The sequence below is a fragment of the Bradyrhizobium sp. F1.13.3 genome (assembly GCF_040548265.1).
Lineage (GTDB): Bacteria > Pseudomonadota > Alphaproteobacteria > Rhizobiales > Xanthobacteraceae > Bradyrhizobium.
The window spans coordinates 385,722-411,199 of sequence record NZ_JBEPRI010000001.1 but is presented as its reverse complement, the minus strand read 5'-3'; the positions used below and the strand labels follow the sequence as shown (position 1 = coordinate 411,199).

Sequence of the window (25,478 nt, the reverse complement as noted above, 5' to 3'; positions counted from 1 at the left end):
CACCCTCTCCCACAAGGGGAGAGGGGAAGAATGCGCGTCCTCTCCGCGATGTCCTACGCCGCTGACGTCAGCCGCTGCAAAAACTGCGTCACCTCGCGCCGGAGCGTCTCGACCTCGCCATGGACGCGTTCGGAGGCGCTGTTGACGCGGCTCGCCACACGGCCGGTATCGGCGGCGGCTTCGCTGATGCCGGTGACGTTGGAGGACATTTGCGAGGTGCCGGCCGAGGCTTCCTGGACGTTGCGGGCGATCTCACGGGTGGCGAGACCCTGCTGCTCGATCGAGGTCGCGATCGAGGCGGTGATGCCGTTGATCTCGGTGATGGTCTGCGCGATCGCCTCGACGGCGGCGACCGAATTGGTGGTCGATTGCTGCATCTCGCCGACCTTGGCGCTGATCTCCTCGGTCGCTTTCGCGGTCTGGTTGGCGAGGCTCTTGACCTCGGATGCGACCACGGCGAAGCCGCGGCCGGCCTCGCCTGCCCGCGCGGCTTCGATGGTGGCGTTGAGCGCCAACAGATTGGTCTGCTCGGCGATCTCGCTGATCAGCTTGACCACGTCGCCGATCCGCATCGCCGCATCCGCAAGCGTGCGAATCTCGCTGCCGGCACGATTGGCTTCGTTCACCGCCCGCCCCGTGCTCGTGGTCGAGCCGGCCACCTGGCGGCTGATCTCCGCGATCGATGATGCGAGCTGCTCCGCGGCACTCGCGACGGTGGCGACGTTGCGCGAGGCCTGGTCGGACGCACTGAGCACGCCGGAGGTCTGCCGGCTGGTCTTCTCGGCCGCCGCCGCCATCTGGCCGGCGTCGGATTCGAGATCGGTTGCCGCGCCCATCAGAGTGCCGGCGACCTGGTCAAGATGCGTGCCGAACTGCTTTGCGAGATCCGCGATCTCGACCACGCGACGGCCGAGGCTGTCGGTGCCGGAATTGATGACGGTGGCTGAACGGCGGAACGAGCCGGGTAATCCCCGCGCGAGGATCTTGCGGAAATATTTACCGCGGCTCGCATAGTCCATCGACGCCGAAGCCTCCCGCAAATAGGCATCGGTAATGTCGAGCATGTCGTTGACCGCCTTCTGAATGGCGCCGATCCGTCCGGCCTGGCGGATGCTGAGGATGCGCGTCTCGAGGTCGCCACGTGCGGCCTTGCGGCACACGTCTGCCATCTCGTCGACGGCCACCGCCGTGCGGTGCTGGCACCAGACGGCGTAACCGAGCAGCACGACCGTCGCGCCAAGCAACGCCGTGGCGGAAATTCCAGTCGCACCGGCCAGCGACAGCACGAACGCAACGACGGCAAGAACGGATGCGAGCGCGGTCGCTCCCTGCGCCTTAGAGAGAGAGCACAAATTCATCGTAACCGACACCCTGTTGCTTGAGCAGCCCGACCATCGCCTCGAAGCTCGCATGCATGCCGTCCTTGGCATTGGCATGCCGCGCCTCTTCCGCGCACAGCGCCTTGTAGATCGGCTTGATACGCTCGATCTGCGCAGGATCGGGTTTGCGGCGATTGGAGTGATAGCCGACGACATTGCCACGCTCGTCGAATGTCGGCGTGACGTGGGCGAACACCCAGTAATGGCTGCCGTCCTTCGCGAGGTTGACGACGTAGGCGAAGATCTCCTGCCTGGACTGAAGCGTGTCCCACAACAGCTTGAAGACGGAGCGTGGCATCTCGGGGTGGCGGATCAGGCTGTGGGGGGCGCCCATCAGCTCCTTCCAGGAGTACTTCGCCATCCGGATGAAGACATCGTTGGCGTAGGTGATGCGGCCTTTGAGATCGGTCTTCGACACGATCAGCTCCTCCTCTCCGAGGAGATATTCCACGCCGGTCGGCCGTATCGCACGCGTCATCGTTGACGAATCCTCACGAAGGGCGAACGCCCCTAGTGGGTGGAGCTCGCATCGCTCCAGGGATTACGGCAGAAGATGTTAATCAGGTGTGACCGCGGGAACCGCCGAGATCACTTCACGGCTCCGTATCATTACTTAGGAGCGTCGCTTGCAGTGCGGGGCTACCGCCGACGCGCAACGAAGGGATTACATCGTCGCGCCCAGCACCCAGGGCGCGAACTCGGCGCCGCCGAAATCAAAACTCTCGCTCTTGGTCGGCTGGCCCGACGCGGTCTTGAGAATCAGATCGAAAATGCGCTGGCCGCACTGCTGGACGCTCTCCTCGCCTTCGAGAATGGTGCCGCAATTGACATCCATGTCCTCTTCCATGCGCTTGTACATCGGCGTGTTGGTGGCGAGCTTGATCGAGGGCGCCGGCTTGCAGCCGAACACGCTGCCGCGCCCCGTGGTGAAGCAGACCAGATTGGCGCCGCCAGCGACCTGCCCGGTCGCGGCAACGGGATCGTAGCCGGGCGTGTCCATGAACACGAAACCCTTCTTGGTGATGGGCTCGGCGTAGCGCAGCACCTCGACGAGATTGGTGGTGCCGGCCTTCGCCATCGCGCCCAACGACTTCTCCAAAATGGTGGTGAGACCGCCGGCCTTGTTGCCCGGGCTCGGATTGGCGTTCATCTCGGCGCCTTCGCGCGTCGTGTACTCATCCCACCAGCGCATGAGATCGACCAGCTTCTCGCCGACCTCGCGGCTGACGGCGCGGCGCGTGAGCAGATGCTCGGCGCCATAAGTCTCCGGCGTCTCCGACAGGATCACGGTGCCGCCGTGACGCACGATGAGATCGCTGGCCGCGCCCAGCGCCGGATTGGCGGAGACACCGGAATAGCCGTCCGAGCCGCCGCATTGCAGCGCCACGGTCAATTCGCTCACCGGAACGGACTCGCGCTTGACCTTGTTGGACTCCGCGAGTGCCTCGCGCACGAAGGCAACGCCGGCTTCCACCGTCTTGCGGGTGCCGCCGACCTCCTGGATGTCCATCGCGCGCAGGCGGCCGGCGAGCTTCTGCTCCTCCATCAGGCCGCCGATCTGGTTTACCTCGCAGCCGAGGCCGAGTACGATGACGTGGGAGAAGTTCACGTGCCGCGCATAACCACCGAGCGTGCGGCGGAGCAGCGCCAGGGGCTCGTTCTGCGTCATGCCGCAGCCGGTCTTGTGGGTCAGCGCGACCACGCCGTCGACATTGGGGAAATCGGCCAGCGGATTGTCGCCGGTGAAGGGATTCTTCTTGAAGACGTCGGCGACCAGGCTTGCGACATGCGCGCTACAATTCACCGAGGTCAGGATGCCGATATAGTTGCGCGTGGCGACGCGGCCGTCCGGACGGCGGATGCCTTCGAAGCTCGCCGGCAGATCGAAATTCGGCGTCGGCTTGACGTCGGCGCAATAGGCATAGTCCTTGGCGAAATCGCCCATGCCGCAGTTCTGCACGTGCACGTGCTGGCCCGGCGCGATCGGGGTGGTCGCGAAGCCTATGATCTGGCCATAGCGTATCACCGGCTCGCCGACAGCGATCGGCTTGATCGCGACCTTGTGGCCGGAAGGAATGCGCTCGACCGTAGTCACGCCGTCGGCCACCAATGTTCCCGGCGGCAAGCTTGCGCGCGCGATCAGCACGCCATCATCGGGATGCAGGCGAATGACGGGGCTGATGGTCATGGGAGGTCTCCTGTATCGAAACTATCGTGCCCCGGACGCAGCGCAGCGCGAAACGATGCGCTGCTGAGCCGGGCCTAGTTGTTTACGTAATGTGCTTCACTGGCTTCTGGGTCCCGGCTCTGCGGAGCGGCGCTACGCGCCGCACCGCGTCCGGGACACAGAGAGAGCTCAGGCCTTGCCGCCGGAATCCTTCCGGGTGGCGTTGACCTGCATCTTGGCGTAGGTCGTCATCAGGCCGACCTCGTTCGAGAGCGTCACCAGCTTGAAGCCCATGTTGATGGCGCGCGCGGCACCTTCGGCGCCGCTGCAATGGATGCCCGGGTTGAGGCCGCGCTTGCCGCACTCCTTGATGATCTTCTCGTAGATCGCGAGGATCTCGGGCTCGGTGCGATCGAGCTTCGGCTCAAGGCCGTAGGAGAAGCCGAGGTCGGACGGGCCGATATAGACGCCGTCGATGCCTTCGACGTCGAAGATCGCTTCCATGTTCTCGACCGCGGTCCTGGTCTCCATCATCGGCAGCAGCACGATGTCGTCGTTGGCCGTCTTCTGGTAGGAGCCCGCGGTGCCGTACATGCCGGCGCGGATCGGGCCGTTGGAGCGCACGCCCTTCGGCGGGTACTTGGAATAGGAGACGAGGTTCCTGGCTTCCTGCGGCGTGTTGACCATCGGGCAGATCACGCCATAGGCGCCGCCATCGAGCACCTTGCCGATGATGCCGGGCTCGTTCCAGGGCACGCGGACCATCGGCGTGATCGGGTGCTTGTCCATCGCCTGGAAGCACTGCACCATCGACAGATAATCCTGCACGCCATGCTGCATGTCGACGGTGACGCTGTCGAAGCCGCATTGCGCGATCATCTCGGCCGAGAAGCCGGAGGGAATCGCGAGCCACGCGTTGACCACGGCCTTGCCCGACTTCCAGATTTCCTTGACCTTGTTCGCCACGTTGCCTTCCTTCTTTGTTGTTCGGACCGTGTTATTTGGACCGTGTGATTTGGACCATCGTCACCATGACGAGCGTCGCGACAGCACAACCGCTGTTACCGCGAACTGGCGCGTCGCGCTACGCTCGCAATGACGCAAGACCTATGCGGTCGCCCTCTGGATGCTGACTTCGCTGACGCCGACCTCGCGGGCGGTATTCACTATTGCCGCCCAGGTGTCATCCGGCAAGGGGATGCCGTTTCGGGTCCGCTCAGCCCGGGTTTTCCGCTCAGGGTCGCCGGGAATCAGCACTTGGTCCATCCCGGCCACCGGCTTGGTGGCACGGATGAAGTCGGCATAGCGCGACACCTCTGCGTCGAAGACATGGGAGGTATCGACCACTTTCGGATCGACGTAGAAGGCCAGCATGCCGTTGGCGAAGCGGCGGCCGCCGGACGTGGCCCCGGTTCCGGTCAAGGCGCCGCCGAGCAGCTCGCACATGAAGGCAAGGCCCGAGCCCTTGTGCTCGCCGAACGCACGGATTGCGCCCGTTCCCTTGGTGTGATCGCGCGGCCCGTCCGGCGTGTAGGGGCCGTAGAGTACGGCCGGCTCCTCGCTCAGGCTGCCGTCGGCATCGACCAGCGCGCCCTTCGGCAGCTTCTTGCCGCCGCGGCTCGCGACCAGCACCTTGCCTTCGGCCACGACTGAGGTCGCAAAATCAAGCACGATCGGATCCTGGCCCTCGCGCGGAATGCCGACGCAATAGGGTGCGGTGGAGAGCCGTTTCTCGACGCCGCCGAAAGGCGCCACCAGCAGCGAGCCCGCGGCATTGACGAAATGTACCGAGATCAGTCCTTCGGCGGCGGCCATCTCGGCCCAATCGCCGACGCGGCCGATATGGCCGGCATTGCGCAGCGCGACGGCGGCAAGTCCCGCCTTCCTGCACTTCTCGATGCCGATCCGGACCGCCTGCGCCGTCACGGTCTGGCCGTAGCCGAACTTGCCGTCGACCACCGCGAGCGAGGGCGTGTCGAGCACGATTTCGGCGTTCTGGTTGGGCACGACCGCGCCGCTCTTCTGCCAGCGGATATAGACGGGGACGCGGATCACGCCGTGGCTGTCATGGCCGGTCAGATTCGCCGCGGTTAGATAAGTGGCGATGCGCCGGGCTTCGTCAGGCGACGACTGCGCATGCGCGAAGACCTCGGTGACGAAGTCGATCAGCTTCTGAACCTGGATGGTGACCATGAGGGTCTGTTTGCCTCTACCTGGCGCCGATTTTGCAGTCACCGGCTTGAGCGGCACTTGAGCGAAAAAATGCGGCGATGTCCATGATTGTTGCCGCGCGCTCGCGCATATCTGCTTTCACTCCTCGGCACTTGCCTCCTCGCCGGCACCGAGCCCTGCGAGACTTTGTTCGAGCTCGCCGAGCATCCCCTGCAACTCGACGAGCTTGCGCGCGCCAAAGCGGCGCGTGATCTCCGCATAGATCGCTTCGGAGGACGGCGCCACGGACGCCATCAGCTTCACGCCTTTTTCCGAGATCGAGACCATGCTGCGGCGCTGGTCCGCCTTGGCGGTCTTGCGCTCGATCAGGTTGCGCGCCTCCAGATCGCGCAGGATGCGCGACAGGCTCGGGCCGAGCAGGAACGCGGTGCGCGCGAGTTCCGTGACCTCGACCGTGTCGATCGCCGCGAGCGCGCGCAGAATGCGCCATTGCTGCTCGGTCAACCCATGCTCACGCAACGAGGGACGGAATTGCCGCATCACGGCTTCGCGTGCCCGCAGCAACGACATCGGCAACGAACGCGAGAAGTCGCGCATCGGCACCTGTCGCGCGGCGGTGGCGCCGTCGTCCGCTGGATCAGCCGGTCTCTTCACGATGATGCCCCTTCAACCGCAAAACGTTTGCAGTGCAGCAAGCCAAAATGGCGTTGACGCATTCACTTAACATGTTAAGTATCTTCGAGCTCCACATTTTGTAAGATCACAAATGGCGCTTTCCAACGACGATATCCGAGCTTGCGCGAGCCGTCTGCATCAGGCGGAGAAGACCCGTACGCAGATCCGGCAGCTGTCGCAGGACTTTCCCGCCATCAGCATCGCTGATGCCTACGCGATTCAGAAGGCCTGGGTCGACGTCAAGATTGCCGAGGGGCGCATCGTCAGGGGACACAAGATCGGCCTGACCTCGAAGGCGATGCAGAGCGCGCTTGGAATCAATGAGCCGGATTCCGGCGTATTGCTCGACGACATGTTCTTCGCCGATGGCGGCCTCGTCCCGACGGAGCGCTTCATCGCGACGCGCGTGGAAGCCGAGCTCGCCTTCGTCATGAGCAAGCGCCTCGCGGGCCCTGACTGCACCCTGTTCGACGTGCTCAACGCCACCGATTTCGTCGTGCCGGCGCTGGAGATTCTGGACACGCGCATCGAGCGCGTCGATCCCCGGACCAAGGCGACGCGAAAGATCTTCGACACCATCGCCGATAACGCGGCCAATGCCGGCATCGTGCTCGGCGGTCGGCCGATCCGCCCGCTGGATGCTGATTTGCGCTGGATCGGTGCGCTCTGTTTCAAGAACGGCCAGCTCGAGGAAACCGGCCTTGCCGCGGGCGTGCTCAATCATCCCGCGACTGCCGTCGCCTGGCTCGCCAACAAGATCGCACCGCTCGGCCTTGCGCTTGAGCCCGGACAAATCGTGCTCGCCGGCTCTTTCATCCGTCCGATCGAGACCCGCAAGGGCGACACAATTCAGGCCGATTATGGCGCCTACGGCTCGGTGAGCTGCTACTTCGCTTAGACGAACAAAAAAACAGGGAGTGAAACCGCGATGCCGCATTTCACGATCGAATATTCGGCCAATCTCGACGACCGCCTCGACATCGGCGCGGCGTGCGAGGTGGTGCGCAAGGCCGCGGTCGAGACCGGCATCTTCCCGCTCGGCGGCATCCGCGTCCGCGCCGTCAAATGCGAGCATTATGCGATCGCGGACGCGCGACAGGACTACGGCTTTCTCGACATGGTGCTGCGCATTGGCGAAGGCCGTGACCTCGAGACCCGCAAGAAAGCCGGCGAGCAAATCTTCCAGGCGCTCTCCCGGCATCTCGATCCCGTGTTCGCAAGCTCGAAATTCGCCCTCTCGTTCGACATGCAGATCAACGACAAGGACACGAGCTGGAAGCGCAACAACATCCACGACGCCCTGAAAGCGGAGGCCGCCCATGGATAAGCCCACGCCGAAAGCCGATGTGTTCCAGGCCAATCGCGACCGCATCGCACCGCTGCTGAAGTCGCTGCGCGCCGACGGCATCGGCCACATGATCGACGGCAAGATCGTGCCGTCGATCTCAGGCGAAACGTTCGAGACGAAATCGCCGGTCGACGGCGCGACCCTCGCGAGCGTCGCCCGCGGCAATGCCGAGGATATCGACGCCGCGGCAACCGCTGCTTCGCTGGCCTTCAAATCCTGGCGCGACATGGCGCCGGCGATGCGGAAGAAGCTGCTGCATCGCGTCGCTGACGCCATCGAGGACAATGCCGAGGACATCGCGGTGCTCGAATGCATCGACACCGGCCAGGCCTATCGCTTCATGGCCAAGGCCGCGATCCGCGCCGCCGAGAATTTCCGCTTCTTTGCCGACCGATGCGGCGAGGCGCGCGACGGCCAGAACACGCCGAGCGACGAGCATTGGAACATCTCGACCCGCGTGCCGATCGGCCCGGTCGGCGTGATCACGCCGTGGAATACGCCGTTCATGCTCTCGACCTGGAAGATCGCCCCTGCCCTCGCAGCCGGCTGCACCGTCGTGCACAAGCCGGCGGAATGGTCGCCGATCACGGCGGCTATCCTGGCAAAGCTCGTCAAGGAAGCCGGCGTTCCCGACGGTGTGCTCAACACCGTCCACGGCTTCGGCGAAGAGGCCGGCAAGGCGCTGACAGAGCATCCCGCCATCAAGGCGATCGGCTTTGTCGGCGAAAGCTCGACCGGCTCGGCGATCATGGTTCAGGGCGCGCCGACCTTGAAGCGCGTGCATTTCGAACTCGGCGGCAAGAACCCGGTGATCGTGTTCGACGACGCCGATCTCGACCGCGCGCTCGATGCCGTCGTGTTCATGATCTACTCTCTCAACGGCGAGCGCTGCACGTCGTCGAGCCGCCTGCTGATCCAGGCCGGCGTCGCCGAAAAGTTCATCGAGAAGCTGACCGCGCGGGTAAAGGCCTTGAAGGTCGGCCATCCCCTCGATCCCGCAACCGAGATCGGGCCGCTGATCCACGAGCGTCACCTGGCAAAGGTCTGCTCCTATTTCGACGTCGCACGCCAGGACGGCGCGACGATCGCCGTCGGCGGCAAGGCCTATGACGGCCCCGGCGGCGGGCACTATGTCGAGCCGACGCTGGTGACCGGCGCACACGGCAAGATGCGCGTGGCACAGGAGGAGGTGTTCGGCCCCTTCCTCACCGTGCTGCCCTTCAAGGACGAAGCAGACGCAATCGAGATCGCCAACGACATCCGCTATGGCCTGACTGGCTATGTCTGGACCAACGACGTCGGCCGCGCTTTGCGCGTTGCCGATGCGCTGGAAGCCGGCATGATCTGGCTGAACTCGGAAAACGTCCGCCATCTGCCGACGCCGTTCGGCGGCATGAAGGCCTCGGGCATCGGCCGCGACGGCGGTGATTACTCGTTCGATTTCTACATGGAAACCAAGCACGTCTCGCTCGCGCGGGGCACGCACAAGATTCAGAAGCTGGGAATTTAGAGCCACCGTCGTTCCGGGGCGCGAAGCGAACCCGGAACCTCGAGATTCCGGGTTCGGTCTTAAGGGACCGCCCCGGAATGACCGGGTCTAGAGAGGGGAAACGCAATGCCCGTACCGCAACATATCTTCGAGCCGCCGTTCAACATCATCCGCTCCAGCCACGCCGTGCTGGACGTCACCAATCTGAAGCTCAGCCGCGAGTTCTATGAAAGCGTTGTCGGCCTGCATGTCGAGGACGCCGACGACAAGGTCGTCTACTTGCGCGCCGCCGAGGAGCATCAGCACCACTCGCTGGTGTTGCGCAAAGCGGCTGCGCCTGCCTGCAACCGCCTCGGCTTCAAGGTCGGCAATGACGGGGATCTGGACAAGGCCGCAAAGTTCCTGTCCGAGAACGGTCTTGGCTATGCCTTCGTCGATCAGCCCTTCCAGGGCCGCACGCTGCAGTTCACCGACCCCTTCGGCTTCCAGATCGAGCTGTATGCGTCGATGGACCGGCGGCCGCATCTGCTGCGCCGCTACGATCTCTACAGGGGATGCCACCCGCAGCGGCTCGACCATTTCAACGTGTTCGCCGCCGAGGTGCAGGACACCGTCGAATTCTATGCCCGGCTCGGCTTTCGCCTCACCGAATACGCCGAGGAGGACGGACCGAACGGGCGCATCGCCGCGGCCTGGATGCATCGCAAGGGCAATGTCCACGATTTTGCGATCACCAACGGCAAGGGCCCGCGGCTGCACCACTTCGCCTACTGGACGCCGACGGCGATGAACATCATCCATCTCTGCGACGTCATGGCCTCGCAAGGCTTCGTGAAGAACATCGAGCGTGGACCCGGCCGCCACGGCATCTCGAATGCGTTCTTCCTCTACGTCCGCGACCCCGACGGTCACAGGCTCGAGCTCTACACCAGCGACTATTTCACCGGCGACCACGACCACGAGCCGCTGCGCTGGTCGCTGCGCGATCCGCGCCGCCAGACATTATGGGGCGCGCCGGCCCCGCGCTCCTGGTTCGAGCAGGGCTCGCCGTTCTCCGGGCAAGCCGTGCGTGAGCCGAAGTTCGTGGCCGACGTGCTGGTGGCGGATTAATGTCAGTGACTGTCGAGCTTCCCAAGCCGTCGTCCCGGCGAAAGCCGGGACCCATAGCCACAGGGAGACGTTTGGCGAAGACACGTTGTTCGGTACTTCTACCTTCTCCAATCGAGAGATCACGCGGTATGGGTCCCGGCCTTCGCCGGGACGACGAGGAATGAAGAGCAGCAAATGAACCTCCCTCGCCTCGCCACCTATTCCGTCAAGGGTGAAACGAAGTACGGCGCCGTCGTCGATGGCGGCGTTGTCGAGCTCTCCGCGCGCCACGCCAAAGATTATCCGACGCTGCGCGAGGTGATCGCGGCAGGAAAGCTCGCGAGCCTCGCCGAAGAAGCCGCCGGCCGCACGCCCGATCACGCGCTCGGCGATATCATCTGGCTGCCGCCGGTACCCGCGCCGGAAAAGATCATCTGCATCGGCGTCAACTACCCTGATCGTAACGCCGAGTACAAGGACGGCCAGGACGCACCGAAATATCCGAGCATGTTCATGCGCTCGCCGCGTTCCTTCGTCGGCCATGACACGCCGCTGGTGCGCCCGCGCGCATCCGCACAGCTCGACTATGAGGGCGAGATCGTGCTGGTGATCGGCAAGGCCGGCCGGCACATCCCCGAAAGTTCTGCGCTCGACCACATCGCCGCGCTGACGCTCTGCAACGAAGGCTCGGTGCGAGATTGGCTGCGCCATGCCAAGTTCAACGTCACGCAGGGCAAGAACTTCGATTCCAGCGGCAGCCTCGGCCCGTGGCTGGTGCCCTACGTACAGGAATCGCAGATCGCGGACATCCGCCTCACCACGCATGTCAACGGCGAGCTTCGGCAGGACGACCGCACCAGCAGGCTAATGTTTCCGTTCCGCTATCTCATCAGCTATATCTCGACCTTCGCGACGCTTGTCCCCGGCGATATCATCGTCACGGGCACGCCGACCGGCGCCGGCGCGCGGTTCGACCCGCCGCGTTATTTGAAACCCGGCGATGTCGTCGAGGTCCATGCCGAGGGCATCGGGACCTTGCGAAATGGCGTCGTCGACGAAGCCTGAACACCGATTGAAATGGAATAGTGCCATGACCACCCTCACCGGAGGCGAAGCGATCGTAAGCGGCCTTGTCGCCCACGGAGTCGACACCGTGTTCGGCCTGCCAGGCGCGCAGGTCTACGGTCTGTTCGACGCCTTCCACCAGGCTCAGCTCAAGGTGATCGGCGCGCGGCACGAGCAGGCCTGCGGCTACATGGCGTTCGGCTATGCGCGCTCCAGCGGCAGGCCCGGCGTGTTCAGCGTGGTGCCGGGTCCCGGCGTGCTCAACGCCAGCGCGGCACTGCTCACCGCCTTCGGCTGCAACGAGCCGGTGTTGTGCGTCACCGGCCAGGTGCCGACGCAGTTTCTGGGCAAGGGCCGCGGCCACCTGCACGAGATGCCGGACCAGCTCGCGACCTTGCGCACCTATGTGAAATGGGCGGACCGCATCGAATATCCCGGCAACGCGCCGACCACGGTCGCGCGCGCCTTCCAGGAGATGACGTCCGGACGGCGTGGCCCCGCCTCGGTCGAGATGCCCTGGGACGTCTTCACCCAACGCGCGGACACGGCTGCAGCACAGGTGCTGGAGCCCTTGCCCGCGCCGCAGCCCGACCCTGATATGATCAAACAGGCGGCCGCGCTGATCAGGAACAGCAAGGCGCCGATGATCTTCGTCGGCAGCGGCGCGATCGAAGCGCGCGAGGAAATTCTCGAACTCGCCGAGATGATCGACGCACCTGTCGTCGCCTTCCGCAGCGGCCGCGGCATCGTCTCCAATGCGCATGAGCTAGGACTCACGATGGCGGCGGCCTACAAGCTATGGCCGACAACCGATTTGATGATCGCGATCGGCACGCGCGCCGAACTGCCGGCGTCAGGCTTCCGCTGGCCGTATCAGCCGAAGGGGCTGAAATCCATTCGTGTCGATATCGATCCCGCCGAGATGCGGCGGCTCGCCTCCGATGTCGCTATCGTCGCCGACGCCAAAACCGGCGCGGCCGATCTCGTCGCCGCCGTGAAGAAGGCCGGCTACGCCAGGACCAGCGGTCGGCGGGGAGACATCCGGGAAGTGACTGCGACGGCGCAAGCCGAGATCCAGCGCATCCAGCCGCAGATGGCGTATCTCAACATCCTGCGCGAGGTGCTGCCGGCGAACGCGATCGTGACAGATGAATTGTCGCAGTTTGGCTTCGCCTCCTGGTACGGCTTCCCGATCTACGAGCCGCGCACCTTCATCACCTCAGGCTATCAGGGCACGCTCGGCTCGGGTTTCCCGACCGCGCTCGGGGCCAAGGTCGCAAATCCCGACAAGCCGGTGGTGGCGATCACCGGCGACGGCGGCTTCATGTTCTGTGTGCAGGAGCTCGCCACCGCCGTGCAGTTCAACATCGGCGTGGTGACGCTGGTGTTCAACAACAACGCCTACGGCAATGTCCGCCGCGACCAGCGCGAGCGCTTCGACGGCCGCGTGGTGGCGTCGGATCTGGTCAATCCGGATTTCGTCAAGCTCGCGGAGTCGTTTGGCGTCGCATCCGCGCGCGTCACCGCGCCGGACCAGTTCAAGGCGGCGATGGAGAAGGCGCTGGCCCATGGCGGGCCGTATCTGATCTCGGTCGAAGTGATGCGAGATTCGGAAGTCAGCCCGTGGACGTTCATCCACCCGCCGAAGCCTTGAGGTGAACGCCGCCCTGTAGCCGCGCCGCCGCGATCACCAGCAGGCCCGCGCCTGCGACCGCCCAGCAGGCGACCGGGGCCCAGTGCAGCAGCGGCGCGTAGTCAGGCATTTTCTGCAAGCCGCCGGCGACCGCCGCCATCCGCGCGAAGGTCCCGAGTGCCAGCGCCGAGAAGACGAGGCCGGTCACCTTTCCCTCCGCGCCGGTCGAGCCGATCGCCAACGCGGCCGAGATCGCGCTCATCAGCATGCAGCCCCACGCCGCGCCGGCGAGAAACTGCGCGACGATCAGCGTGTTGAGGCTGCCGGCGAATTCGGCCGCAGCAATCGCGACCGCTCCAAGCAGTCCGGCCGCGCCCATCACGATCACGCCGCCACGGTGCTTGACGACGAGGCTTGCCGGAAACATCGCAATGTTGAAACCGATCCAGAACACCGGCATCAGCCATTGCAGCTCATCCGGCTTGGCAAAGCGCAGGTAGAACGGCGCGCTGTTCAGAGCGAAGTGCAACTGATAGCCGAGCGCGAGCGCCACCATCGCGACGATGAAGGCGATCGGCACAAGGCCAAGCGGCTTTGCTGCCTCGGCCGGTGTCGGCGGCGCGGTGTCGCGGGCCACGTCGTGCTCGATCCGTGACAGTCCGAGCGCGGTCAACAGCAGCACTGCGCTCGATATCACGAAGGGTAGCCGCGCGTCGTGCTCGCGCAGCACCACGCCGAGATAGGGCGAGACCGCGCCAGCGACGCCATAGCCGAGCATCGCGAGCGCGGCGAGGAACGGCACCTGCGGCCGGGCGCGGTATCTGCCGAGCAGGGTCAGCGGTGGCGCGCGCAACGCGGACGAGGTGATCGACCAGACCACGATCAGGGCAATGAACCACCCCTGCGCGGCCACGCCGCGCCCTGCGACGAAAGGCAGCGCGACGAACGCGCCGCAGGAGATCGCGGCCAGGAGCCCGACGAACAGGCCAAGCCTGCCGAGATGGGGAGCGATCTTGTCGGCGGCGATCCCCATCACGGTATCGGCGATGGTGAAGATCGCCTGGTCCAGCATCAGGATGAAGATGACGGCTGACGGCGCGATGCCGACCTCAGCCGCGAGCTTTGGCAGATAGACGACGTAGGTGGTCCAGCCAAGCGTGAACGCCAGTTGCAGCACGGCCAGATACAGGCCGGTGCGGTTGGCCGCGCCAGTGCCGGCCGAGAGCTGTGTGGTCGCCATATCGCCGTCTCCCCCGCCGGAAGCTTAGACGAGCGGGGGCTGCGAGGAAACGCGTCAGCGGACCTTTCGGAACGTCAAATTGATCCGCTTGCGCCCGAGCAGCGCGTGCTCGCCGTCGGAGAGCGGCGCCACGCCGTGATAGGCGAGCCTGCTGGGCCCGCCCCAGACCACGACGTCACCATGCACTAGCCGGAAGCGCCGCGGCTTGTCGCTGCGCGCCATGCCGCCGAACAGGAAGGTCGCAGGTAGGCCGAGCGAGACCGAGACGATCGGCGCTGAATAATCCAGCTCGTCCTTGTCCTGATGCAGTGACAGTCGCGTGCCGGGCTCGTAGCGGTTGACGAGGCAGGCATCGGGCGCGAAGCCGGCAAAGCCGCCCTGCTCCGCCGCACGGCGGGCGAGATCGCGGAGCACGGGCGGCATCGCCGGCCACGGCGCGCCGGTCCGCGGGTCGATGGGATCATAGCGATAGCCGGTATGATCGGTGATCCAGCCGCGCTCGCCGCAATTGGTCATGGCCACCGACATCAGATGCCCGCCGGGCGTGGTCATGCGACGGAACGGCGACTGCGCCACGATGGCGCGCACGGCTTCGATCAGCTCGCTCTCGATCGGCTTGACGAAGCCGCGCAACAGCACAGCGCCGTCGGCGATCTCCTCGCGTGACGGCTGCGCCTCGGCAACATTGTCGAACAGATCAGCCGTCAATCGCAGCGCTCATTTGGCATCGTGAAAGATCACACCCAGCGTGTGGCGCTGGCCAGAGCGAATCCGGCTGACGCCATGGCGGAGATTAACGCGGTAGGTGCCGCGTGTCCCCTGCACCGGGCGATGATGCACAGCGAAGGCGACCGCGTCGCCCTGCGCAAGCGGAACCACCTCGGCGCGGGACTGCATGCGCGGTCGCTGCTCGGTCAGCACGAACTCGCCGCCGGTGAAATCGCGGCCGGGCTCGGACAAGAGGATCGCGACCTGGAGCGGGAACACGTGCTCGCCATAGAGATCCTGATGCAGGCAGTTGAAATCGCCCGTCTCGTATTGCAGCAGCAGCGGCGTCGGCCGCGCCTGCCCGGCCTCGTGGCAGCGTTTCAGAAATGCCGCGTGTTCGGCGGGGTAGCGGATGTCGATTCCCATCGCCTCGTTCCAGCGATTGGCGACGCCCTGGAGATGCCCGTAGAGCGCCGGGCGCAGCTGCGCGATCAGGTCGGGCAGCGGATAGGAGAAATATTTGTACTCGCCGCGGCCAAAGCCGTGGCGGCCCATGACGATGCGGCTGCGGAAGTTGGCGTCGTCGGGATAGAGCGCGGCGACGGCGCGGCATTGATCCGGCGCGAGCAGGCCCTTCAGGACGGCGCTGCCATGGGTGTCGAGTTCGCCGGTGATCTGGGGCCAGTCGAGGGCATCGACGTGGGCAGCGGGGTCGGCTTTCGGAGATTGAGACGATTTGCGTGCTGTTGCTGTCATGGCTCGGACTTTCGCAAGGCCACCCGCCCTCTGCCACCCGATTCCCGACTCTCTCCTCGTCATTGCGAGCGCAGCGAAGCAATCCAGAATTCCTCCGCGGAACCAGTCTGGATTGCTTCGTCGCAAGAGCTCCTCGCAATGACGGTGGAGAGACTTCAGCCTCGCACCGGCAGCGTCACCACGTCATAGCCGTGCTTGATCGTGCGCTTCAGAACGGGGTCTTCCAGCTCGAAATCGAAACGGTCGGCGGGGCGGATACCGCCCTTCGCCGCGAACGTACCGCCGAACATGGCGCAGCCGTCGGGGAATTTGCCTCCCTCGAAGCCACGCGCGATCAAGTCAGCGACCGGGAGCATCGCGTCGAGCGCGCCTTCTTGGTAAAGCACTCGCTCGCCCTTGATCGTGGCCCAGGAGCGCAGGATCATCCTGTCCCAATGGCCGATGACGTCCTCAAGCTCCCACAGCGTGGATGCGATCGGCTTGTCGCACATCTGCTTGGACACCGTGACGTTGTAGGCCTCGACCTTGCGGTCGGTGTGGTCGGAGCCGCAGCCGACGAAGATGCGGCCCTGCCAGCCGATCAGCACGAACTCGACTTCGCCGGAGGAATCGCCGCCGGTGCACTCGATGCTATCTTCTATGGTCAAGCGCCGCGCCGAGGCGCGATAGTAGATCGGCGTCGAGGCCGGCGGGGCGATACCCATCTCCTGCAGCTCGGCAATGTGCTTGTCGCGCGCGACCGGATCGCGGCCGGTCCAGCCGGCGATGACCATCTGGTCGATCGCCAGCGTCAGCGGCGTGGTGGTGTCCTGGGCGTCAACGGTGAAAGTCAGGTCAAACACGAATTAGGGCCTCCATGCCGGCAGCAAGCTCGAAGATACGGCGGTCCGATCCGCCCGCGCCCGCCAGCATCAGGCCGACGGGAATCTCACCCTCGCGATGCGCCGGGAGCGAGATGGCGCAGCCGTCGATCATGTTGATCAGGGTGCAGTTGCGGAGCGCCCGCAGGTTTTCCCTGGTGAACGCCTTGTCGTCGGCAAGATCCGAAATTTTCGGCGGCGTGTTGGCGGTGGTCGGCAGCACCAGCGCGTCGTAGGGCGCGATCCGCGCATTGACGCGGGCGATCAGTGAGCGGCGCTCGTTGAGAAGATCGATGTAGTCCGCCGCGCTCTGCGCTTCGCCGCGCATGATACGCACGGAGACTCTGGGATCGTAGACGTCGCCCTTGGATGTGAGCAGGTAGCGATGCCAGGCGAAGCTTTCGGAAGCCGCAAAGCCACCCTTGGCGTTCATCGGTCCGATGTCGTGGAATTCGGCCATCTCGATGCGCTCGATGATCGCACCGTGATCGGCGAGACTCTTGAGCGCCCGCTCGAACGTCCCGGCCACAGCCGCGTCGAGGTCGTCGAGCGCGATCGTGGTCGGCACCGCAAGCCGCATGCCCTTGACAGGCCGCGGCTTCAGTGGGGCGATCGGCTCGTTGGCGAGCACGGCATCGAGAATGGCACAGCAACTGACCGATCGTGCCAGCGGCCCGATGCTGTCGAGCGAGAACGACAGCGGCACAGCCCCGTCGAGCGGTACGCGCCGCTGCGTCGGCTTGTAGCCGACGATGCCGTTATAGGCCGCCGGAATCCGGCAGGAGCCGCCGGTGTCGGTGCCGAGCGCGCCATGCGCCATGCCGTCGAGCACGGACACCGCTGCGCCCGAGGACGAACCGCCGGGCACGTGGCCCTCGGCCCGGTTCCAGACGCCTTTTGGCGTACCGTAATGCGGATTGATGCCGATGCCGGAATAGGCAAACTCGGTCATGTTGGTGCGCCCGATCACGACGAAGCCGGCCTTGCGCAGCCGCGCCACCGTGGGGGCATCCTGTTCGGCCGGCGAGGAATCGTCGAGCGCGCGGGAGCCGGCGCGCGTCACCTGGCCCTTGATGTCGAAGAGATCCTTGATTGAGATCGGGATACCGGCGTAGCGCGACGGCGCCGCCTTCACCTTGCGCAAACCATCCATCGCATCCGCCGCCACAAGCGCGGCGTCCTTGTCGACGTGGATGAAGGCACGCTGCCCCTCGCCAGCCGGATCGGCGATCTTGGCGATGCAAGCCTCGACCAGCTTGCGGGAGGTGGTACGGCCGCTTTCGAGGTCTTCGGCGAGCTTCGTCAGTGTCGGAAAATCGGGCATGTCTGTCTCACGGAATATTTGCGCGCAATGTATAGCGCTGCCTCACTTCGACACAAGCATTGTGCGCATGATGGCATGCATGCGCATTGCTGGACCGTTGACGCGCCATGGTCGATTGTCGCATCAAGATCGCAACAGCCGGGCTTCGCTTGGCCTTGGGAGGACCTGCCGCATGGCCGAACCGCAGCGCGCGCGACCGAAACCGACGCCCGAGACCCAGCATTTCTGGGACGGCACCAAGGCGGGCGAGTTGCGCCTGCAGCGCTGCGACGCCTGCGCACATGTCTATTTCCCGCCACGCCCGTTCTGCCCGTCCTGCGCCTCGCGCAAGGTCAGCATCTTCAAGGCGAGCGGCAAGGGCTTTCTCTACAGCTACGTGATCAACCACCGTCCCGCCGCGCCCGGCTTCACGGCGCCTTACGCGATCGCGGTGGTCGAGCTCGACGAGGGGCCGCGGATGATGAGCAACATCATCGACTGCCCGCAGACGCCGGAGGCGCTCGAGCTCGATATGAAGCTCGAGGTTGCCTTCGAGGCGCTCGACGACAAGATCACCCTCCCCGTATTCCGTCCGGCGAAGGGATAGACCATGCGCAGCAACCAGGTTGCCGTCGTCGGCGCGGCCGAGACCACCGAGCTCGGTGTCATCCCCAACGCCTCGCAGCTCCAGCTTCACGCGGACGCGGCGCTCAATGCTATTGCCGATGCCGGACTGAAGCTGTCGGACATCGACGGCTTCGCCACGGCGGTCGAAACGCCGCAGCAAGTCTGCCACTATCTCGGCATCAAGCCGACCTGGGTGGACGGCACCTCGGTCGGCGGCTGCTCGTTCATGCTGCACGTCCGCCATGCCGCCGCGGCGATCGAGGCTGGCCTGTGCAAGACGGTGCTGATCACCCATGCCGAGAGCGGCAAGTCGATGATCGGCAAGGCACCGCGCTCGATCCCCGCCGACAGCCTGCAAGGCCAGTTCGAGGCGCCGTTCGGCGTCTACGGCCCGCCCAGCATGTTCCCGATCCCGGTGCTGCGCTTCATGAAGACCTATGGCATCACGCACGAGCAGCTCGCCTCGGTCGCGGTGATGCAGCGGGAATGGGCGGCGAAGAATCCGCGCGCGATGATGAAGGATCCGATCACGGTCGCAGACGTCCTCAACTCGCGCATGATCGCCTATCCGTTCCGTCTGCTGCAGTGCTGCCTCGTCACCGACGGCGGCGGCGCGCTGATCCTGACCTCCGCCGACCGTGCCAAGGATTTTCCGCGCAAACCGGTCTACATCAGGGGCACCGGCGAGAGCGTGGAGACGCCGATGGTCAGCCAGATGGAGACTTTCAACTCCTCGCGCGCGTTCAAGACCGCGGGGCCGCTGGCGTTCAGAGAGGCCGGCATCGCGCACAAGGACGTCGATCATCTCATGATCTACGACGCGTTTGCGCATCTGCCGCTGTTCGGCCTCGGCGATCTCGGCTTCATGCCGCACGAGGAGACCGGCAAGTTCATCGCCGACGGCAACACGCGCCCGGGCGGCAAGCTGCCGCTCAACACCAATGGCGGTGGCCTGAGCTACATGCATTCCGGCATGTACGGCATGTACGCGCTCCAGGAGAGCGTCCGCCAGATGCGCGGCATTGCGCCGGCGCAGGTCGCCAACGCGAAGATCTCGGTGTGCCACGGCGTCGGCGGCATGTTCGCCGCGTCGGGCACGATCGTGTTTACGAACGAGAGGTAACGCACCGTCATTCCGGGCGCGCGCAGCGCGCACCCGGAATCTCGAGATTCCGGGTCTGGTGCTTCGCACCATCCCGGAATGACGGGCAAAACAGGAGACATCCACATGAGCAAATCACTGCAAGACAAGGTCATCATCGTCACCGGCGCAGGCCGCGGCATCGGGCGGGAGATCGCGCTGCTCTGCGCTGGCGAGGGCGCCAAGGTCGTCGTCAACGATCCCGGCGTCGCCGCTGACGGCGCCGGCACGAGCGCCGCGCCCGCCGAGGAGGTGGTCGAGGAGATCAAGAAGCGCGGCGGCACCGCGGTTGCCAATTTCGAGTCGGTGGCCGAAGCCATCCCTGCCAGCAAGATCGTGAAGACCGCGACCGATCATTTCGGCCGGCTCGACGGCGTGGTCAACAATGCCGGCATCCTGCGCGACATGATCTTCCACAAGATGAGCGTGGAAGCGTTCGAGGCCGTCATCAAGGTGCATTTGATGGGCTCGTTCTACGTCAGCCACGCCGCGGCGCGGATCTTTCGCGAGCAGGAGAGCGGCTCGTTCGTGCACTTCACCTCGACCTCCGGCCTGATCGGCAACTTCGGACAAGCCAATTACGCCGCCGCCAAGCTCGGCATCGTCGGCCTGTCGAAGTCGATTGCGCTCGACATGGGCCGCTTCAACGTCCGTTCCAACTGCGTCTCGCCGTTCGCCTGGACCCGGATGATCGGCACCATCCCGACCGAGACCGAAGCCGAGAAGGCGCGCGTCGAGAAGATCAAGCAGATGGGACCGGAGAAGATCGCGCCGGTCTGCGCCTATCTGCTCTCCGATGCCGCCAAGGACGTCTCCGGGCAGATCTTCGGCGCACGCATGAATGAGCTGTTCCTGTTCAGCCAGAACCGCCCGCTGCGCTCGGTGCATCGGAGCGAAGGCTGGACGCCGCAATCGATCGCGGAACACGGCATGCCGGCGCTGAAGGGTTCGTTCTACAAGCTCGACCGCTCCGCCGACATCTTCCCCTGGGATCCCGTGTAAGCGAATTCCACTTTTGCTGCATTGCGATCTCCGGTTGTCCAGCCGGGGATCGCCCGCTTTACGCCCGATTGCAGGCGGACAGTTTTCTCCCAAACAAAAAAATGGGAGGCGACTATGACAAACCCACTGACCATCTCCACCGACGTCAATGAGCCTGTTCTCGCGCGCCGCACCCTGCTGAAGGGCGCGGCAGCGGCAGTTGCGGCGACGGGCGTCACCATGACCGCAGCGCTGGGGGCGTCCGTGACGCCCTTGGGCCAGACGGGTGCACCGACAAGATCGACCGCGCCACTACCGTTGGGACCCCTGCCGGGCAGCCGTTATCCGGACGCCCATTTGGAATCCGCCAAGAAGGGGCCGCCATCGTTTGGGCCCCCCGGCTTTCCCGCCTTTGCCGGCACCATGGCGGTCGAGCGCGTCGCAACGGGCTTCCGCTGGGCCGAGGGGCCCGTATATTTCGCGGCCGGGCGATACCTGCTGTTCAGCGACATTCCGAACAATCGCATCATGCGCTTCTCGGAGGACGACGGTCACGTCAGCGTCTATCGCCAGCCCTCGATGAACTCGAACGGCAACACGATCGATCGCGAAGGACGCCTGATCACGTGCGAGCACAGCGGTCGGCGCGTGACGCGAACTGAACTCGACGGCTCGATCACCATCATTGCCGACAAATTCAACGGCAAGCGACTGAACTCGCCCAACGATGCGGTCGTGACGGCCGATGGCGCGATCTGGTTCACTGACCCGGCCTACGGCATCGGCGGCTTCTACGAGGGGATCAAAGCGGAGCCCGAGCAGGAGAAGAAGAACGTCTACCGGGTCGATCCCAAGTCCGGTGACGTCAAGGTCGTCGTCGACGACTTTGTCGAGCCGAACGGACTCGCTATTTCGCCGGACGAGAAGAAGCTCTACATCTGCGACACCGGTTTCACCGACGGACCGGACAATCCATCCCATATCCGCGTGTTCGATCTCGACGTCGCCGGGGCAAAGGTGTCGAACAGCAAGGTGTTCGCTGAGATGCCGAAACCGAGCATCACCGATGGCGTCCGCTGCGACACCGAAGGACGCGTCTGGTGCTCGGTGGGCTGGGGGGACGCAAACGAAGACGGCGTACGCTGCTATACGCCCTCGGGCGACTTGCTGGGCAAGATTCATATTCCGGAAACGGTCGCTAATTTGTGCTTCGGAGGTCAGCAGCGAAACCGGCTCTATATTTGCGGCTCGACGTCGCTCTACGCCGTCTACACGAGCGTACAGGGCGCAATGAAGCCGTAGAGAATAATAGAGTGGCGAGTAGCGAATAATTTGGACGCGCGCCGGTTCGCTACTCGCTTCTCAACCCGTATTCCTCAAGCCCGCCGATATGCCGTTGATCGTCAGCTGAATCCCGCGCAGCACCTGCTCGTCCGGGTTCTGCGCGCGATGCTCCTTCAAGAGTTCGACCTGCACGTGGTTGAGCGGGTCGAGATAGGGGAAGCGGTGACGCACCGAGCGCTCCAGCAGCGGGTTGCCCTGCAGCAGACGGTCCTGGCCCATGATGTCCAGCAGCGTCTCGATGCAGGAATGCCATTCGCGGCGGATACGGCCGAAGATTTTTTCGCGGAGCGCCTCATCCGGCACGAGCTCGGCATAGCGCGAGGCGATCGCGATCGAGCTCTTGGCCAGCACCATGTCCATGTTCGACAACAGCATGCGGAAGAACGGCCATTCCTTGTAGAGCTCTTTGAGGAACGGCATGCCCTTGTCGGGATGCTCCGCGATCCACTGCTCGACCGCGCTGCCGAATCCGTACCAGCCGGGCAGCATCAGGCGGCATTGTGCCCAGGAGAACACCCAGGGAATGGCGCGAAGGTCCTCGATCGCCCGCGTCTTCTTGCGCGAGGCCGGGCGGCTGCCGATGTTGAGTGTCGCGATCTCGTTGATCACGGTAGACGCCCAGAAATAATCGACGAAGCCGTCGGTCTCGTAGACGAGGCCGCGATAGGCCTTGAAGGCGAGGTTTGAAAGCTCGTCCATCGCGGTCAGATATTCGCGGCGCGGCGCGCTCTGGCGCGGATGCAGCAGGCTCGCCTCCAGCGTCGCGGCTGCCAGGATCTCCAGATTGTTGCGGCCGACTTCGGCGTTGGAATATTTCGACGAGATGATCTCGCCCTGCTCGGTGATGCGAATCTGGCCGTTCACCGCGCCGCCGGGCTGCGCGATGATGGCGTCATAGCTCGGGCCGCCGCCGCGGCCGACCGAGCCACCGCGGCCATGGAACAGGCGCAGGCGCACGCCATGGCGCTCGAACACGTCGACGAGCCCGATCTCGGCCTTGTAGAGCTCCCAGCCCGAGGTGACGAAGCCGCCATCCTTGTTCGAGTCGGAATACCCCAGCATGACCTCCTGCACGCTGCCGCGGCTGTCGACCAGGCGGCGGTAATCGTGCAGCGAGAGCATGCGGTCCATGATGGTGGAGGACGCCTGCAGATCCTCGATGGTCTCGAACAGCGGCACGATGTTGATGGCGCTGCGCCCGGAGGGATGGACGAGGCCGACCTCCTTCAAGAGCACCGCGACCTCGAGCATGTCAGACATGCCCTTGCACATCGAGATGATGCACTGGGGGATGGCGTCCGAGCCGAACTTCGCATGCGCTTCTGCTGCGGCATGGAAGACGTTGAGCTCGCCCATCGTCTCGTCGCTGTATTTGACGAACGGCGACACCAGCGAGCGCGTCGAGCGCAGCTCGTTGGTGAGCAGCGAGATGCGCGCGTCCTCGCCGAGCGCGAGATAGGACATGCCGGGGTTGGCGGCGTCCATCAGCTCGGCGATGGTGCGCTCGTGCACGGCCGAGTTCTGGCGGATGTCGAGCCGGGCCAGATGGAATCCAAAGCAGTCCACCGCACGCCGCAGCAGCCGCAGCCGGCCGCGGGCGATGACGCCGGCGTTGTTGGAGATCAGCGAGCGGTGCAGCACGTCGAGATCGGCCTTGAGCTCCCCGACGCTGTCATAGGGAGCGCCCTTGCCGACGGGCCGGCGCGTGATCTCGACCTGAAGCATTTCGGCCGTGGCGGTGAGGCGCGCATAGATGCCGGAGACCGCGAGGCGATAGGGCTCGCCGCTCCGATGCGGCGAGGTATCGGGCGAGCGCTCCGCGAGCGTGCGCAGCTCCTCGGAGACGTCGGCGAGATGCGCCGCGATCGACAGCTCTGAGCCGAGCACATGCAGCTCATTGAGATAGAACTGCATCACCCGGCTCGACTGCAGCCGCAGCGTGCCGCGCATCACGTCGGCGGTGACGAAGGGATTGCCGTCGCGATCGCCGCCGATCCAGCTGCCCATGCGCAGGAACGAGGCGAGCTCGCCCGACGCCTGCTGGCCGCCCTCCTCCAGCCGGTCCTCCAGCCCGTTGACCAGCCGCGGCACCTCGCGGAGAAACGTGTAATCGTAGAACGACAGGCCGTTAGCGACCTCGTCGAGCACGGTGAGCTTGGTCCGGCGCAGCAGATTGGTCTGCCACAGCGTCAGCACCTCGCGGCGGAGCTGCTCGTCGCTGGCGGCGGCCTCCTCCGCCGTCAGCGCGACGCGCTCGCGACGATCGAGCAGGCTAGCGACCTCCATCTCGCGGTCCATGGTGCTCTTGCGGCGGACCTCGGTCGGATGTGCGGTCAGGACCGGGCTGACCAGCGCGCTCTTGAAGAAGTTGCGCAGGGCATCGGCACCGATACCCGCCGCCCTCGCGTGGGCGAGCGTCTCGGCCAGGACGCCGGAGCCGCCGCCCTTGTTGGCGCGCATCTGCCGGATGTTGTTCTGGTCTTCGGCGATGTTGGCAAGGTGGGAGAAATAGCTGAAGGCGCGGACGATCCGCACTGTCTCCGAGGTCGACATGCTGTCGAGGATCTGCTCGAGCTCGCGGCGGGCGAGCCGGTCCTCGTCGCGGTGGAATCGGATCGAGGTCTGCCGGATGCGCTCGACCAGGTCGAACACATCGGCGCCCTCCTGGTCGCGCACGGTGTCGCCGAGGATGCGCCCGAGCAGGCGGATGTCGTCGCGCATCCGCGCATCTGCCTCCAGCGCCTGGACGTCCTCGGGGCGGTTGGGGCGCTGATCGGCGGCGTCGGATGGTAATGTCTGGAGGGACATGGCTCGCTCCCCTGGTTCGAGCTCGCTTGACTGCCCGGCTCAGCCGAGTGTGCGATATTTTTCTACCGCAGTGCAAGGTGAACTTGGTGGCGGCGCACACCGCCGGCGCCGTCGTGTCCCGGACGCGCTGCAGCGCCCTTAAGCGTTGCTGCGCAGAGCCGGGGCACGAGAGATTTGCCTGTAACTCATCGCTGCACACGTCCGCGGTCTCGCGGCGCGGGCGCCCGAGCTTTGCTATCCGTTTCGCCCTCGTCGAGAAGAAAGGGCGCAGGGAAGGCCGGGCGCCGGCTGGCACCCAGGGTCCGCACGCGAAAAAAACACGCGGGGGTGACCACAGGTGATGCCGGAACATCCGGCCTTCCCTGCGCAATGGTTTTACGGCTTATGGCGCGCTCTCCCCGGGGAGCGATGCACTATTGCCCCCGTCGCCTCGCGGATGATCGATGCACGCACCCGGTCGGGCCGCACATCACCGCAAGCCTTGACGCACAGACCCCGGGCGTCAGGACCACACGCTTTTGCCGTCCGCGGACGCCCCTCCCCGGACATCCGGAAGCTTGCGCGTGCTCGCTCCCGAAGCCGAAAAGAAACGCTGTAACAGCTCCGGGTCGTTCGCGCAGATCGCGATGGCTCACAGGCGTAGCCCGCCCTGCCACCTCGTCACGCGCCGGCGCTGCCGCGTCCATCGCATCC

Annotated in this window: 22 protein-coding genes; 10 read left to right on the top strand and 12 right to left on the bottom strand. The window is 65.1% G+C overall.

Features of this window, described 5'->3' with window-relative positions; all coding sequences use genetic code 11:
• Window positions 1-53 precede the first annotated feature (53 nt).
• The 6 genes from ABIB66_RS01920 to hpaR all read right to left on the bottom strand — a co-directional run bounded on the left by ABIB66_RS01920 (window position 54) and on the right by hpaR (window position 6,375).
• The gene (locus ABIB66_RS01920) at window positions 54-1,358 is read right to left on the bottom strand and encodes a methyl-accepting chemotaxis protein (RefSeq protein ID WP_354206966.1); all 1,305 of its coding nucleotides are present in this window, start codon (window positions 1,356-1,358) and stop codon (window positions 54-56) included.
• A complete protein-coding gene (locus tag ABIB66_RS01915; RefSeq protein ID WP_354254060.1) occupies window positions 1,336-1,857 on the bottom strand; it encodes a PAS domain-containing protein in 522 nt (173 codons plus the stop codon). The genes ABIB66_RS01920 and ABIB66_RS01915 overlap by 23 nt, the downstream gene beginning before the upstream one ends.
• A gap of 186 nt (window positions 1,858-2,043) precedes the next feature.
• Entirely contained in the window at window positions 2,044-3,567 is a 1,524-nt protein-coding gene (locus ABIB66_RS01910) for a UxaA family hydrolase (RefSeq protein WP_354206970.1), read from the bottom strand.
• 168 nt (window positions 3,568-3,735) lie between these two features.
• Window positions 3,736-4,512, bottom strand: coding sequence for an HpcH/HpaI aldolase family protein (locus ABIB66_RS01905; protein WP_035974924.1), 777 nt, complete (start codon window positions 4,510-4,512; stop codon window positions 3,736-3,738).
• Window positions 4,513-4,653: 141 nt separating this feature from the next.
• Complete coding sequence (locus ABIB66_RS01900; RefSeq protein ID WP_354206972.1) at window positions 4,654-5,739, bottom strand: malate/lactate/ureidoglycolate dehydrogenase; 1,086 nt, start codon at window positions 5,737-5,739, stop codon at window positions 4,654-4,656.
• Between the two features lie 117 nt (window positions 5,740-5,856).
• Window positions 5,857-6,375 carry a homoprotocatechuate degradation operon regulator HpaR gene (hpaR, locus tag ABIB66_RS01895; protein ID WP_354057515.1) on the bottom strand — a complete coding sequence of 173 codons (519 nt, stop codon included), beginning with the start codon at window positions 6,373-6,375 and terminating at the stop codon, window positions 5,857-5,859.
• 109 nt (window positions 6,376-6,484) lie between these two features.
• Here hpaR and hpaH point away from each other — a divergent pair, with 109 nt between their 5' ends.
• From hpaH to ABIB66_RS01865, 6 genes are all read left to right on the top strand, one after another.
• A complete protein-coding gene (gene hpaH, locus ABIB66_RS01890) occupies window positions 6,485-7,291 on the top strand; it encodes a 2-oxo-hept-4-ene-1,7-dioate hydratase (protein WP_275170578.1) in 807 nt (268 codons plus the stop codon).
• Window positions 7,292-7,321: 30 nt separating this feature from the next.
• Window positions 7,322-7,720, top strand: coding sequence for a 5-carboxymethyl-2-hydroxymuconate Delta-isomerase (locus ABIB66_RS01885; protein WP_354206975.1), 399 nt, complete (start codon window positions 7,322-7,324; stop codon window positions 7,718-7,720).
• Complete coding sequence (gene hpaE, locus ABIB66_RS01880) at window positions 7,713-9,251, top strand: 5-carboxymethyl-2-hydroxymuconate semialdehyde dehydrogenase (RefSeq protein ID WP_354206977.1); 1,539 nt, start codon at window positions 7,713-7,715, stop codon at window positions 9,249-9,251. The genes ABIB66_RS01885 and hpaE overlap by 8 nt, the downstream gene beginning before the upstream one ends.
• A 105-nt stretch (window positions 9,252-9,356) precedes the next feature.
• A complete protein-coding gene (gene hpaD, locus ABIB66_RS01875; RefSeq protein WP_354206979.1) occupies window positions 9,357-10,340 on the top strand; it encodes a 3,4-dihydroxyphenylacetate 2,3-dioxygenase in 984 nt (327 codons plus the stop codon).
• A 174-nt stretch (window positions 10,341-10,514) separates the two neighbouring features.
• Entirely contained in the window at window positions 10,515-11,384 is an 870-nt protein-coding gene (locus tag ABIB66_RS01870) for a fumarylacetoacetate hydrolase family protein (protein ID WP_354206981.1), read from the top strand.
• 25 nt (window positions 11,385-11,409) lie between these two features.
• Window positions 11,410-13,038 carry a thiamine pyrophosphate-dependent enzyme gene (locus ABIB66_RS01865; RefSeq protein WP_354206983.1) on the top strand — a complete coding sequence of 543 codons (1,629 nt, stop codon included), beginning with the start codon at window positions 11,410-11,412 and terminating at the stop codon, window positions 13,036-13,038.
• On the opposite strand, the gene ABIB66_RS01860 is transcribed toward ABIB66_RS01865, so the two are convergent.
• The 5 genes from ABIB66_RS01860 to ABIB66_RS01840 all read right to left on the bottom strand — a co-directional run bounded on the left by ABIB66_RS01860 (window position 13,016) and on the right by ABIB66_RS01840 (window position 17,905).
• A complete protein-coding gene (locus ABIB66_RS01860) occupies window positions 13,016-14,257 on the bottom strand; it encodes an MFS transporter (protein WP_354206985.1) in 1,242 nt (413 codons plus the stop codon). The two genes, ABIB66_RS01865 and ABIB66_RS01860, sit on opposite strands and share 23 nt — an antisense overlap.
• A 54-nt stretch (window positions 14,258-14,311) precedes the next feature.
• Entirely contained in the window at window positions 14,312-14,965 is a 654-nt protein-coding gene (alkB, locus tag ABIB66_RS01855; protein WP_354206987.1) for a DNA oxidative demethylase AlkB, read from the bottom strand.
• A gap of 9 nt (window positions 14,966-14,974) precedes the next feature.
• The gene (locus tag ABIB66_RS01850; protein WP_354206989.1) at window positions 14,975-15,721 is read right to left on the bottom strand and encodes a 2OG-Fe(II) oxygenase; all 747 of its coding nucleotides are present in this window, start codon (window positions 15,719-15,721) and stop codon (window positions 14,975-14,977) included.
• A 155-nt stretch (window positions 15,722-15,876) separates the two neighbouring features.
• Window positions 15,877-16,563: a DUF2848 domain-containing protein gene (locus ABIB66_RS01845; RefSeq protein ID WP_354206991.1), complete on the bottom strand. Its 687-nt coding sequence runs from the start codon at window positions 16,561-16,563 to the stop codon at window positions 15,877-15,879.
• Entirely contained in the window at window positions 16,556-17,905 is a 1,350-nt protein-coding gene (locus tag ABIB66_RS01840) for an amidase (RefSeq protein WP_354206993.1), read from the bottom strand. The genes ABIB66_RS01845 and ABIB66_RS01840 overlap by 8 nt, the downstream gene beginning before the upstream one ends.
• Window positions 17,906-18,077: 172 nt before the next feature.
• On the opposite strand from ABIB66_RS01840, the gene ABIB66_RS01835 reads away from it, so the two are divergent.
• From ABIB66_RS01835 to ABIB66_RS01820, 4 genes are all read left to right on the top strand, one after another.
• Window positions 18,078-18,491, top strand: a complete 414-nt coding sequence (locus tag ABIB66_RS01835; RefSeq protein ID WP_354206995.1) for a Zn-ribbon domain-containing OB-fold protein — start codon at window positions 18,078-18,080, stop codon at window positions 18,489-18,491.
• Window positions 18,492-18,494: 3 nt separating this feature from the next.
• Window positions 18,495-19,634, top strand: coding sequence for a thiolase C-terminal domain-containing protein (locus ABIB66_RS01830; protein ID WP_354206997.1), 1,140 nt, complete (start codon window positions 18,495-18,497; stop codon window positions 19,632-19,634).
• 105 nt (window positions 19,635-19,739) lie between these two features.
• Window positions 19,740-20,654, top strand: a complete 915-nt coding sequence (locus ABIB66_RS01825; protein WP_247288650.1) for an SDR family oxidoreductase — start codon at window positions 19,740-19,742, stop codon at window positions 20,652-20,654.
• 114 nt (window positions 20,655-20,768) lie between these two features.
• Complete coding sequence (locus ABIB66_RS01820) at window positions 20,769-21,935, top strand: SMP-30/gluconolactonase/LRE family protein (protein WP_275170565.1); 1,167 nt, start codon at window positions 20,769-20,771, stop codon at window positions 21,933-21,935.
• Between the two features lie 60 nt (window positions 21,936-21,995).
• On the opposite strand, the gene ppc is transcribed toward ABIB66_RS01820, so the two are convergent.
• Window positions 21,996-24,785, bottom strand: a complete 2,790-nt coding sequence (gene ppc, locus ABIB66_RS01815) for a phosphoenolpyruvate carboxylase (protein WP_354207000.1) — start codon at window positions 24,783-24,785, stop codon at window positions 21,996-21,998.
• Window positions 24,786-25,478: the final 693 nt, after the last annotated feature.